This window comes from Paraburkholderia sp. EG286A, from assembly GCF_040965375.1.
Taxonomy (GTDB): Bacteria; Pseudomonadota; Gammaproteobacteria; order Burkholderiales; family Burkholderiaceae; genus Paraburkholderia.
The window spans coordinates 154,121-166,745 of record NZ_JBFRCB010000008.1 but is presented as its reverse complement, the minus strand read 5'-3'; the positions used below and the strand labels follow the sequence as shown (position 1 = coordinate 166,745).

Sequence of the window (12,625 nt, the reverse complement as noted above, 5' to 3'; positions counted from 1 at the left end):
ATGGATGAGTTGTTTTCGAGCCGTGTTTGGGCTGATTCGCTGGCCAACCGGGTGTCTCAGAACCGGTGGATGATGCCTGCACCTGCTGCGACCATGCTGCGTGACGAAGACGGCGCGGCCTGGAAGCCGTCGCCGCTCGTTGCGGTCGCGTTGATGATCTGCGTAGCGTTGCCTGCGGGCGTGAGGGTCTTGCCGTTGGCACGCTGGAAAGCCTGCAACGCGTAAAGTCCCGTGCGCCTGGAACGCGTGAAGGACTGCGAGAGATTGAACTGCCGGTATTGCGCGGTGCTCGTGATGCCGTTGGCTCGCGTGGCGCGTGTCGCTGTAGCCGGTCGCAAAGACCTGCGTCGGGACTGGCTTCCCGTGCAGGACGACGCAAAGGCCGGTGCGGCGCCCGCAATCGCCACTCCGACCACAGCGCACTTCAACCGGCGCCTGTTCTCCGCCATTTCCCGATCTCCTTTTGTTCTTCGCGTGCCACTTCTGGAAAACGTTTTCTCGAAATTTAATGCGTTCCTTTCGAAATGGCTAGTAGGTAGTTACGCGGAGCGGAGCGGCACAGGGTCGGCGCAGGCGAGGCGGCGGATCGGGAGCAGGCGTGGCGAGGCCGCCGGCCGTTGTCTGGCGGCCAGCGCGGGGGAGCTACAGCGATCAGGAAATCAGCGGCAGGCGACGGTCGAGTCGCGCACGACGAGGCGGGGTTCGAGCACGACCTGCTCGACATCGGCGCGGCCGGCGAGGACGTCGATGAGCTTCTGCATGGCCAGCTCGCCCATGCGCTCGCTCTGCCCGTCGATCGTAGTGAGGCGCGGCTCGACATATTCGCCGTAGGGCACGTTGTCGATGCCGGCGACCGAGACGTCCTGCGGCACGCGAAAGCCGAGCGACCGCGCCTCCTTCATGAAGCCGAGCGCAATCAGGTCGTTGTAGCAGATCACCGCCTGCGGGCGCTTCGGGCCCAGCATCACCCGCGAGCAGGCCTGCTCGCCCGCCTGGGCGGTCGGCGCGTGCGTCTCGTAGACGTCGAGCGTGAGGCCGGCCTCGGCCAGCGCCTCGGTGGCGCCGGCAATACGCTCGTCGTTGATGGTCGCCGCGGCGAAGCCCAGATAGGCCACATGGCGGTGCCCGAGATTGAGCAGGTGGCGCACCAGCATGGACGTCGCGAGCCGGTTGTCGAATCCCACGGTGGGCATGTCGAGCCCGCGCACGGTCCGGAGCATGACGACCGGCTTGCCCAGATTCATCGTCCACCGGGCGATTTCCTCGGAAGCCCGCGAGCTGACGATGAGGCCGTCCACGCGCGGCGCGAGCGCTTCGATGAGCGAGCGCTCGCGCGCGAGATTCTCTTCGGCGTCCACCAGAAGCAGCGTGTAATCGTGCTGGAGCGCCACGCGGTTCGCGCCCTTGACCACGTTCGTGAAGTGCGGGTTCGCGATGTCCAGAATGGCGATGCCGATGGTGCGCGTGCGCCCTGTGATCATCGAGCGCGCCAGCGGATTGGAGCGGTAGCCGAGCAGCTCGATGGCGTCCTTGACCTTCGCTTCCACCGCCGGCGAAAAGCGCTGCGTGCCGTTCACGTACTTCGATACCGTCGCGACCGAGACGCCGGCCATGGCGGCGACATCGCGAATCGTCGGGGAACCACTTTTCATAGATTGGCAACGCCAGGGAGGATCGACGGCGAGCATTGTCTCAGAAACGGACCTGGGGTGAACCCCGGTATTCGCCGCAGGTATTCCTCCATTGACGCTGCGACTCGCGATGGCTATATTCGGAAAACGTTTTCCTCGCGTTTTCAATATCAAAATAATTCCCAGGGAGCCCTGATGTCGCAACACTCACTTGCAGCCAAACCGTTCGACCGTCTTCTTCTCACTGGCGCGGGCGGCAATCTGGGCCGTCAGTTGCGCGGCGCGCTCGCGAACTGGGCCGACGTCGTGCGCGTCAGCGACATCACGGAACTGGGCGAGGCGGCGCCGCACGAGGAAACGCGCCGCGTCGACCTCTCGGACCGCGAGGCGGTCATGCAACTCGTGGAAGGCGTGGATGCGATTGTGCACCTGGGCGGCATCTCGATCGACGCGCCGTTCGACGATCTGCTCGAAGCCAACATCCGCGGCACGTACAACCTCTATGAAGCCGCGCGCAAGCACGGCATCAAGCGCATCGTCTACGCCAGCTCCAATCACGTCACGGGCTTCCATCCCGTGACGAGCGTGCTCGATACCGATGCCGCGCACCGGCCGGACAGCCTGTACGGCGTGACGAAATGCTTCGGCGAATCGCTGTCGCGCTATTACTTCGATCGCTTCGGCATGGAAACCGTCTGTCTGCGCATCGGTTCGTCGTTCGAAGAACCGAAGAACGCACGCATGCTCGTCACGTTCCTGAGCTATCGCGACTTCATCGAACTCGTGCGCTGCTCGCTGTTCACCAACCGCGTGGGCCATGCGATCGTCTATGGCGTGTCGGACAACCCGGCAAGCTGGTGGGACAACGGCAAGGCGGGTTTCCTCGGCTACCGGCCGCGCGACAGCTCGGCGGCGTACGCCGAGCGCTTCCCGGCGACCGCGCCGAACGCCGAGCTGGCCGACGCCGCGCAGCAGTATCAGGGCGGACCGTTCGTGCTTGGCGAGCCGATGCAAGGCGCCGAACTCTGATCGGAGTCCTGATAAAAAGCGGAGACTGGCCCGGACACCTGGAAGCAGACCGCTCTGGCCGCGAAGCGGCTGGGGCGGGGTTGGGGGGCGATTGACAGTTAGTTGCACATTCGCCGGCACCACGCGCGCCCAAGGCGCCCTCGCCCGGCAGCGAATACAACCTGCAGGCTGTATTTTCAAATTACAGCCTGTGATTTGTATTTTTACTTTACAGGGTATAGACTGTATTCGACCGCACCGCGCGTTTCCGTTTGCCGCGGCCGTCTGCATCGGCATGTCGCCGCCCGGAGTTACCGTGGACTACCCTCTCAAGACCCTGAGCCAACTGCGCCCGATTCTCGTCGGCTTCCGCAAGAAGGCCGGCCTCACCCAGCAAGACCTCGCCGCACGGCTCGGCATCTCGCAGCAAAGCTATGCCGCGTTCGAGGCGAATCCCGAAGCGGCGAGCGTCGAACGGCTCGTGCGGGTCCTGCGGCTCCTCGACGTCGAAATCAAGCTCGGCGCGCCCGAAGCCAAGGCCTCGCCGGTCGCTGCGAAAGCCACACCCCGGCCGGCAAAGACGCCTGCAGCCACCGCCAGGATGTCGAGCGCGGCCAAGCCCCCGGCCGCCCGCAAACGCACCCGCACCACGCCAGAGGCCGCAGCGCCGCAGCGCCAGTCCACCGCCCGCCGCAAGCCGAGGGAGGACTGGTGAGCGCACGCCCCCGCCTGCCCAACCGGCTCGACCTGTGGATGAACGGCCTGCCGGTGGGCTACTGGGAGAACGCGCGCGGCAACGAACGCCTCGTCTACCTCGACAGCTGGCTCGACGACGAGCAAGGCCGCCCCCTCTCCCTTTCGCTGCCGTTCACGCCCGGCAACCAGCCCTACCGCGGCCAGATCGTCGCGGACTATTTCGACAATCTGCTGCCGGACAGCGACCGCGTCCGCAGACGCATCGCCGCGCGCTACCAGACCGGCGGCACCTCGCCGTTCGAGCTGCTCGCCGCGCTCGGCCGCGATTGCGTGGGTGCGCTGCAGATTCTTCCAGCCGGCGTTGCGCCCACCGGCCTGAAGAGCATCAAGGGGCGCGCCCTGAGCGACGGCGACATCGCGCAACTGCTGCGCGAAACCACCGCCACGCCACATGCGGGCGAGCACGATGCCGTGGACAGCCTGCGGCTGTCGATCGCCGGGGCGCAGGAGAAGACTGCGCTGCTGCGGCATGGCGGCGAGTGGCTGCTTCCGCAGGGCAGCACGCCGACCACGCACATCCTGAAGCTGCCGCTCGGCCTCGTCGGCAACATGCGCGCCGACATGCGCACCTCGGTGGAAAACGAGTGGCTGTGCACGCAAATCATCGCGGCCTACGGTCTGCCCGTCGCGCCGTGCGAAATCGCGCAATTCGAGGACGCGAAGGCACTGGTCGTGGAGCGCTTCGACCGGCGTCTTGCAAGCGACGCCAGATGGATCGTGCGCCTGCCGCAGGAGGACCTGTGCCAGGCCACAGGCACGTCCGGCCTCGCCAAATACGAAGCCGACGGCGGCCCCGGCATCGACGCGATCATGCAGGTGCTGGACGGCTCCGCGCAAGCCACGGCCGACCGCCGCCACTTCTTCGTCACGCAGGTCATCTTCTGGCTGCTCGCGGCCACGGACGGCCACGCGAAGAACTACAGCATTGCGCTGCTGCCCGGCAGCCAGTACGCCGCCACGCCGCTCTACGACGTGCTCAGCGCGCATCCGGTCATCGGCCGGGGCCGCAATCATATTGCGCTGCAACGCGTGAGCCTTGCGATGGCCGTGCGCGGACGCAACCGGCACTATCGCGTCGAGGAGATCTATCCGCGCCACTGGATCGCGCAAGGCCAGCGCGTGGGCTTCGCCGGGGCGGAGGTCGAAGCGATGCTTGCGCAGTTGGCGGTGCAAACACCGCGCGTGATCGAAGCCGTCGCGGCGCGGATCCCCGCCGGCTTCCCCGCAGACGTAGCCGACGCCGTTTTCGCCGGCATGCGCCGGCTCGCCGCGCGGCTCAGCGCGTAGGCAAAATCAGCCGCACACGAGCTCCTCACCGTCGATCGCGCGCGTGAGCAGGTCGAGAAAGGCCTGCATGGTCTGCGGCAGCGTGCGGCCCGCCATCGTCTGGATCTGCAGCGTACGCTGATGCAGCTCCGGGTTCGTGAGCGGCACGGCGGCCAGCCCCTCCACCTCGAGACGGCCGCGCACGGTCAGAAAACCGGTGAACGTCACGGCATCGGTCAGGCGTACGAATCGTTGCAACGCCACATGATAGTTGCTGACGAACACCGGCTCGAAGATCAACCCTTCGAGGCTGCAGGCGATGTCGAGCAGCTGGCGGATCGTCACGCCCTGGCTGTTCATGGCGACCGGCCACGGGATCAGATCGCGTAGCGACAGCGACTCGCGCGCCGCCAGCGGATGATCGCGCCGCATCAGCGCGAAGATCGGCGCGCGCTGCGAACAGTGCACGGCAATCTCCTTCTCGGGCGCGACGCTGAAGCACAGCGCGATATCGGCCGTGCCCTCGCGCACACGCTGCGTTGCAACAGAAGGCGCCGACACGTCCAGCTGAAAATGCGTTTGCGGGTACGTCCGGAGAAAGTGCGCAAACACCTGCGGCAGAAAATCCGGCGCGAGGCCTTCGGAACTCGCCACGCGGATGGTCGCGCGGCCGCCCTCGCTCAGCCCGCGAATCTCGCCGACCACGCGCTCCGTTTCGAGCAGGCTGCGCCGCGCGTGCTCGGCCAGCATGCGTCCCGCCTCGCTCAGCACCATGCCGCGCGGGCGCCGTTCGAATAGCGGCGTGCCGAGTTCTTCTTCGAGCCGGGCGATCTGCCGGCTGAGCGCCGAAACGGCGACGTAGAGCCGCTCGGACGCCTTGCTCAGCGAGCCGCTGCGGGCCACTTCCAGAAAATAGCGCAGTGCGGTGTTGTCCATGTCGATGCGCGCGGTCTCGTCCGCTTTGCCGTTTCGGCAAAGATAAATCACAAATATTGTAATTGTGCAGAAATATCGGCGGTTGCACGATCGTTCGACGGCTGCAGACGGCCTCAAACAGAGGGAGACGCGCGTTGACCCGTGACACCGCCATTCAAACCGCAACCGCTCAATACGATTCAGGCCGCTTCCTGAACGATCTGCGCCGCCGCGTGGCGTTTCGCACCGAGAGCCAGGAGCCGGAGAGCGACGGCCGTTTGCGCAGCTATCTGGACGAAGAACTCACGCCGCTGCTCACCCAATGGGGTTTCACCTGCCGGGTCGTCGAGAATCCCGCCAAAGGCGCGGGCCCGTTCCTGATTGCCCACCGCCACGAAGACGATGCGCTGCCCACCGTGCTCAGCTACGGCCACGGCGACGTGGTGCGCGGCTACGACGCGCAGTGGCGCGCGGGCCTCACGCCATGGGACGTGACCGTCGACGGCGAGCGCTGGTACGGCCGCGGCACCGCCGACAACAAAGGCCAGCACAGCATCAACCTCGCGGCGCTCGAGGCCGTGCTCGATGCGCGCGGCGGCAAACTCGGCTTCAACCTCAAGCTGCTGTTCGAAACGGGCGAGGAAGTGGGCTCGCCGGGCCTGCACGAACTGTGCACGCGGCTGCGCGACGAACTCGCGGCCGACGTGCTGATCGCCTCCGACGGACCGCGCCTCTCCGCGCACCGCCCGACGATCTTTCTCGGCTCGCGCGGCCTCGTCAACTTCAGGCTCGAACTCACGCTGCGCGAAGGCGGCCATCATTCGGGCAACTGGGGCGGCCTGCTGCGCAATCCGGGCGTCGTGCTCGCGAACGCGATCGCCTCGATGGTCGACGCGCACGGCAAGATCCTCGTCGAAGGCCTGCGCCCGCCGCCGATTCCGGAATCCGTGCGCCGCGCGCTCGCCGATATTCGCGTGGGCGGCAATCCGGGCGAGCCCGAGGTCGATCGCGACTACGGCGAGCCGGGCCTCACGCCCACCGAGCGCGTGTTCGGCTGGAACAATCTGGAAGTGCTCGCGTTCCGCACGGGCAACCCCGAGAAGCCCGTGAACGCGATTCCGCCGCACGCCATCGCGTACATGCAGATCCGCTTCGTCGTGGGCACGAACTGGCAGGACCTCGAACGGATCGTGCGCGCGCACCTCGATGCGCACGGCTTCGACATGATCGAACTCGAAGTGGAGCGCGGCGCACCGGCCACGCGCGTCGATCCCGACAACGCCTGGGTGCAGTGGGCCCTGCGCTCGCTGCGCGAGACCACGGGAGCCGACCCCGTGCTGCTGCCGAACCTGGGCGGCACGCTGCCCAACGAAGTATTCGCCGAGGTGCTCGGCATGCCCACGCTGTGGGTGCCGCATTCGTATCCGGGCTGCTCGCAGCACGCGCCGAACGAGCACCTGCTCGGCCCGGTCGTGCGCGACGGGCTGCGCATCATGGCTGGCCTCTTCTGGGACCTCGGCGCAAGAGAGGCCGGCGCGTCCAACCCCGCACCGCATCCAACCACGCTTGCATGAGGACGTCCCAATGAGCATCGAATCCCTACCCGCGCACGGCAGCGAACCCTGGTCAGAGCCCGCTCAAGGCACGTCAGGCAAGAACGTCTCGCGGCTCATCGTCGCGACTTCGATCGGCAACGCGCTCGAGTTCTACGATCTGCTGGCGTACGGCTACTTCGCCTCGACGCTCTCCAAGCTCTTCTTCCCCGTTCACAACGCGACGATGTCGCTGCTGCTCACGCTCGGCACCTTCGCGCTCTCGTACCTCGCACGGCCGGTCGGCGCGCTCGTGCTCGGCTCGTACAGCGACCGCAAGGGCCGCAAGGCGTCGCTCACGCTCTCCATTGCGATGATGACGATCGGCACCGGCATGGTCGCGCTGATGCCTACCTACGCGACGATCGGCATCCTCGCGCCCATCGGCATTTTTGCCTCGCGTCTTCTGCAAGGCTTTTCGGCGGGCGGCGAGTTCGGCAGTTCCACCGCCTTCCTGATCGAGCACGCGCCGCAGCGCAGCGGTTTCATGTCGAGCTGGCAGTTCTCGAGCCAGGGCGCGAGCACGCTGCTCGTCTCCCTGTTCGGCGCGGTGCTCACGGGCATGCTCACGCAGCCGCAGCTCGAAAGCTGGGGCTGGCGCATTCCATTCCTGTTCGGTGTGCTGATTGGTCCCGTGGGTCTTTATATCCGCCGACGCATGGACGAAACGCCCGAATTCGAGCGCATCGAAAAAGCCGAGTCGCCCGTGCGCGAACTGTTCGCCACGCAGAAGTCGCGTGTGATCGCATCGATCGGCGTGCTGATCCTGACCACGTCGGCCCAATACGTGCTGCTCTACATGCCGACCTATGCCGCGCGGCAGCTCGGCCTCGCGCCTTCGTCGGGCTTCATCGCCACGCTCGTGGCCGGCCTGATCGCCATCGTGCTCACGCCGATCGTGGGCCACTGGTCGGACAAGGTGGGCCGCACGCGCATCATGTTCGTGGCGGGCGTGCTGTTCCTGCTCACCGTCTATCCCGCGTTCGTGTTCGTCAACACCCATCCTTCGCTGCCCTCGCTGCTGGCCGCCGTGGTCTGGATCGCGGTGCTGAAGGTCACCTACTTCGCCTCGATTCCGGCGCTCATGGCCAGCTTCTTCCCCACGCGCACGCGCACCACGGGCATGGCGCTCGCCTATAACGTCGGCACGACCGTGTTCGGCGGCTTCACGCCGCTGGCCGTGGCCTCGCTCATTGCGGCGACGGGCAACAATCTCGCGCCGGGGCTCTGGCTGATGTTCGCGGCCGTGCTGAGCCTCGCTACGCTGATCTGGGCGAGCGTACGCCTCGGCGCCCGTTGAAGCGGCGCCTTACAAGAACACCAACAGGAATCACGCACGTATGCAACACGATTTGCCGCAGGAAGTTCAGGACGCCATTCAGTTTTCCGTCGATCACGAATCGGCATGGGACCGCAATGCCGATGGCAACTTCGGCGTGCACGTGAACGACCCGCCACCGTGGAACCGCTTGCTGGGCCCCATTCACGATAGAGGCCCGGTGTCCGGCGCCGTCGCCGTGAACGGGCGCCCGCTCGCGCAATGGGGCGCGCCCGATCGGCCCGATCTGACCTTCAGCATCGCGAAGACCTATCTGGCGCTGCTCGCGGGCGTGGCGCACGACCGCGGCCTGCTGCCCGATCCCGACGAGCCCGTCCACGTGCGCGTGCCCGGCATCGGCTTCGATGATGCCCACAACGCCCAGGTCACGTGGACGCATCTGCTGCAACAGACGAGCGAATGGCAAGGCACGTGCTTCGGCCTCTCCGATCAGGCCGATCACTATCGCGCCGTCACGTTCGGCGAGCCGCCCGATGGGAAAAAGGGCGACTTGCGCCCGTTGCGCGCGCCCGGCACGTATTGGGAATACAACGACGTGCGCATCAACCAGCTTTCGTTCGCACTTCTGCGTCTGTTCGGTCGTTCGTTACCCGAAGTCTTTCGCGAGACGATCATGCGGCCCGTCGGCGCGAGCGAGAACTGGCAATGGGTCGGCTACGACGACGCGTGGATCGACCTGGGCGGCCGACGCGTGCAGTCGGTGCCGGGCGGCTCGCATTGGGGCGGCGGCATGTCGGTGAGCGCAAACGACCAGTTGAAGGTCGCGCAAATGCTGCTCGACGATGGCGTCGCCGCGGGCCGCCGCGTGCTTTCGAGCGAATGGATCGCGCGCATGCGCACGCCCTGTCCGCTCGCGCCGTTCTACGGCTCGCTGGTCTGGCTCAACACGGGGCGGCGCATGTTTCCGGGCGTGCCGGAGTCGAGCTGGTTCGGCGTCGGCGCGGGCAGTTCGTTCATGTGGATCGAGCCCGAGCGCAAGATCGCGCTGATCGTGCGCTGGCTCGATTCGCAGTTCGCCGATGCGTTCTTCGGCAAGATGCTGCACGCCGTGGATGCCGTGCGCGCGCGCCAGGGCGCGAGCACGCTGGCGACCTAGCGCATCGCCATTTCCAGCACCCGCGCCACGTGCAGCGCCGTGGCGTTCGCGCCGTCATGGATCTGGTGGCGGCAGCTCGTGCCATCCGCCACGACGAGATCGGCGCGGTCCGCTTTGCGCACGGCGGGCAACAGCGCCAGCTCGGCCATCGCCAGCGAGGCTTCGTAGTGCTCCGCTTCGTAACCGAAGCTGCCCGCCATCCCGCAGCATGACGATTCGATCGGCTTCACATCGAGGCCCGGAATCCAGCCTAGCACCGTGAGCACGGGCCGGAAGGCATCGAACGCTTTCTGGTGGCAGTGGCCGTGCACCCACGCGCGCGGCGCGTCGAGTTGGTGCAAGGTCAGATCGAAGCGGCCCGCGCCCTTTTCGCGCACGAGGAATTCTTCGAACAGGAACGCCGCGGCCGACAACTCGCGCGCTTCGTCGCCGTAGCCGTATTGCAGGAACTCGTCGCGCATCGAGAGCAGACACGAAGGTTCGAGCCCGACGATCGACACGCCGCGCGCCACGAACGGCATGAGGGTATCGAGCAGGCGCCGCGCCTCGTGCTTCGCCTCGTCCACCAGACCCGCGGCGAGGAACGTGCGGCCGCAGCAGAGCGGGCGTTCTTCGCCGCGCACGTTGAAATGCACGAAATAGCCGGCCGCTTCGAGCACCCGCTTCGCGGCGCGAGCGTTTTCGGGCTCGAAGTTGTCGTTGAAGGTGTCGACGAACAGCACCACTTCCTTCGTTGCCGCTGCGGCGTCGGGCTTCGCGGCCGCGACCTCAGCAAGGAACGAAGGCCGGAACTGCGGCAGCGAGCGTTGCGGCGCGAAGCCGAGCATGCGCTTCGCCCACGCGGAGACCACCGGAATGCGCTCGCCCGCCGCCGCCAGGCCGCCGGCTTGCGCCGCGCGACGCGCATAGCGCGGCAAATACGCGATCATCTTCTCGCGCAGCTTCAGGCCGTGCTTCGTGTTCCACGCCGCGCGCGCCTCGATCTTCAGCTTCGCCATGTCCACGCCGGTCGGACAGTCGCGCTTGCAGCCCTTGCACGATACGCACAGGTCGAGCGTGTCCTTGACATCGTCGCTCGCGAGTCCGTCCTCGCCCAGCTGCCCCGAGATCGCGAGCCGCAACGTATTCGCGCGGCCGCGCGTCACGTGCTTCTCGTCTTTCGTCACGCGGTAGCTCGGGCACATCGTGCCCGCGTCGAACTTGCGGCAGTGGCCGTTGTTGTTGCACATCTCCACGGCTTTCGCGAGGCCGCCAGTCAGGTCGTCGCCGCTGCCGGGCGGCGTTTGCACACCGGTTAGCGGATCGCGGCCCACGTCCCACGCCGACCAGTCGAGCATCGGCCGCATCTGGCGCTCGCGATATCCGGGCGCGAAGCGGAACAGCTTCGCGTCGTCCATTTTCGGCGGCCGCACGATCTTGTCGGGGTTGAAGCGGTTCTCCGGGTCGAACAGCTGCTTGATTTCCATGAACGCCTGGTTGATCTTCGGTCCGTACTGCCAGGCAATCCATTCGCCGCGGCACAAACCGTCACCATGCTCGCCCGAAAACGCGCCCTTGTACTCGCGCACCAGTTCCGCAGCCTGCTCCCCGATCGCGCGCATTTTGGCCGCGCCGTCGCGGCGCATGTCGAGTATCGGCCGCACATGCAGCGTGCCGACGCTCGCGTGCGCGTACCACGTGCCTTCGGTGCAGTGCCGATGGAAGATTTCGGTCAGGCGGCTCGTGTACTCCGCGAGATGTTCGAGCGGCACGGCGCAGTCCTCGATGAACGAGACGGGCTTGCCGTCGCCCTTCATGCTCATCATGATGTTCAGGCCCGCCTTGCGCACTTCCCACAGCGCCTTTTGCTCGTTTTCATCGGTCATCTTCACGACCGAGTCCGGCAGGCCGTGATCGCCCATCAGCTCGACCAGTTCTTCCAGACGGCATACCTGGGCGTCGCGTTCGTCGCCCGCGAACTCGACCAGCAGGATCGCATCGGGCCTGCCCACCAGCGCCTTTTCGATCACCGGCTTGAAGCCCGGATTGCCGAGCGCAAGCTCGATCATCGTGCGATCGACCAGCTCGACCGCAGTCGGCTTGAGCTTGACGATGTGCTGCGCCGAGTCCATCGCTTGCCAGAAGGTGGGAAAGCTCACCACGCCCAGGGTCTTGTGCGCGGGCAGCGGCGCGAGCTTCAGCGTGATCTGCCGGCTGAACGCGAGCGTACCTTCGGAGCCCACGAGCAGATGCGCGAGATTCGCCACGCCGTCGTCGGTATACGCGAGCGGGTTCTGGCAATCGAACAGGTCTATGTTGTAGCCGGCCACGCGGCGCAGCACCTTCGGCATGCGTTCGGCGATCTCGCCGCGCTCGCGCGTGGCGATGCGCTGCACGCCTTCGAGCAACGCCGCCAGCCGCGCGCCTTCGTGCGGCAGGTTCAGCGACTGGAAGCGCGCCTCGCTGCCATCCGCGAGAATCGCGTCGATGCCGAGCACGTTGTGCACCATGTTGCCGTATTCGATCGAACGCGAGCCGCACGAGTTGTTGCCCGCCATGCCGCCGATCGTGCACTGCGCGGCCGTCGAAACGTCCACGGGAAACCACAACCCGTGCGGCTTGAGCCACGCGTTCAGATGATCGAGCACGACGCCCGGCTCGACCGTCACCGTGCGCGCGTCGGCGTCGAACTCGACGATGTTGTTGAGCCACTTCGACGTGTCGATCACGAGCGCCTCGCCCACCGTCTGCCCGCACTGGCTCGAACCCGCGCCGCGCGCCAGCACGGGAGCGTGCGCGAGGCGCGCCACTTCCAGCGCGGCGCGCAAATCGTCCTGATCGCGCGGTACGACCACGCCGATGGGCATGATCTGATAGATCGAGGCGTCGGTTGCGTAACGGCCGCGGCTTGCGGCGTCGAACAACACGTCGCCGCGCAGCGCTTCACGCAGGCGCCGCGCGAGCGGCGAGCCGTGGCCCGCGCTCGAGGGAACGAGATGAACCGGCTTGACCAGCATGCCCGAGGTGCGTGCGCCTTCCATCG

Annotated in this window: 9 protein-coding genes and 1 pseudogene; 6 read left to right on the top strand and 4 right to left on the bottom strand. The window is 66.6% G+C overall.

The window, feature by feature from the left end; genetic code table 11:
* Positions 1-56 precede the first annotated feature (56 nt).
* Positions 57-339, bottom strand: a pseudogene (locus AB4Y35_RS32765) (porin); the annotation flags it as partial.
* A gap of 320 nt (positions 340-659) precedes the next feature.
* Positions 660-1,652 (bottom strand): LacI family DNA-binding transcriptional regulator, encoded by a 993-nt coding sequence (locus tag AB4Y35_RS32760; RefSeq protein WP_324151358.1) that lies wholly within the window; start codon positions 1,650-1,652, stop codon positions 660-662.
* Between the two features lie 174 nt (positions 1,653-1,826).
* Here AB4Y35_RS32760 and AB4Y35_RS32755 point away from each other — a divergent pair, with 174 nt between their 5' ends.
* The 3 genes from AB4Y35_RS32755 (at position 1,827) to AB4Y35_RS32745 (ending at position 4,682) form a co-directional block, all read left to right on the top strand.
* Entirely contained in the window at positions 1,827-2,660 is an 834-nt protein-coding gene (locus AB4Y35_RS32755; protein WP_368707686.1) for an NAD-dependent epimerase/dehydratase family protein, read from the top strand.
* Between the two features lie 295 nt (positions 2,661-2,955).
* A complete protein-coding gene (locus tag AB4Y35_RS32750) occupies positions 2,956-3,354 on the top strand; it encodes a helix-turn-helix domain-containing protein (protein ID WP_368707685.1) in 399 nt (132 codons plus the stop codon).
* 38 nt (positions 3,355-3,392) lie between these two features.
* Positions 3,393-4,682 carry a type II toxin-antitoxin system HipA family toxin gene (locus AB4Y35_RS32745; protein ID WP_368707815.1) on the top strand — a complete coding sequence of 430 codons (1,290 nt, stop codon included), beginning with the start codon at positions 3,393-3,395 and terminating at the stop codon, positions 4,680-4,682.
* A gap of 6 nt (positions 4,683-4,688) precedes the next feature.
* On the opposite strand, the gene AB4Y35_RS32740 is transcribed toward AB4Y35_RS32745, so the two are convergent.
* Positions 4,689-5,597 (bottom strand): LysR substrate-binding domain-containing protein, encoded by a 909-nt coding sequence (locus AB4Y35_RS32740; RefSeq protein WP_368707684.1) that lies wholly within the window; start codon positions 5,595-5,597, stop codon positions 4,689-4,691.
* A 134-nt stretch (positions 5,598-5,731) separates the two neighbouring features.
* On the opposite strand from AB4Y35_RS32740, the gene AB4Y35_RS32735 reads away from it, so the two are divergent.
* Genes AB4Y35_RS32735 through AB4Y35_RS32725 form a run of 3 tightly spaced genes read left to right on the top strand, consistent with a single transcriptional unit; the run spans position 5,732 to position 9,603 of the window.
* A complete protein-coding gene (locus tag AB4Y35_RS32735; RefSeq protein WP_368707683.1) occupies positions 5,732-7,150 on the top strand; it encodes a M20 family metallopeptidase in 1,419 nt (472 codons plus the stop codon).
* 10 nt (positions 7,151-7,160) lie between these two features.
* Entirely contained in the window at positions 7,161-8,468 is a 1,308-nt protein-coding gene (locus tag AB4Y35_RS32730; protein WP_368707682.1) for an MFS transporter, read from the top strand.
* Between the two features lie 40 nt (positions 8,469-8,508).
* Positions 8,509-9,603, top strand: coding sequence for a serine hydrolase domain-containing protein (locus AB4Y35_RS32725; protein WP_368707681.1), 1,095 nt, complete (start codon positions 8,509-8,511; stop codon positions 9,601-9,603).
* Here AB4Y35_RS32725 and AB4Y35_RS32720 read toward each other — a convergent pair.
* Entirely contained in the window at positions 9,600-12,623 is a 3,024-nt protein-coding gene (locus AB4Y35_RS32720) for an FAD-binding and (Fe-S)-binding domain-containing protein (RefSeq protein WP_368707680.1), read from the bottom strand. The two genes, AB4Y35_RS32725 and AB4Y35_RS32720, sit on opposite strands and share 4 nt — an antisense overlap.
* Positions 12,624-12,625: the final 2 nt, after the last annotated feature.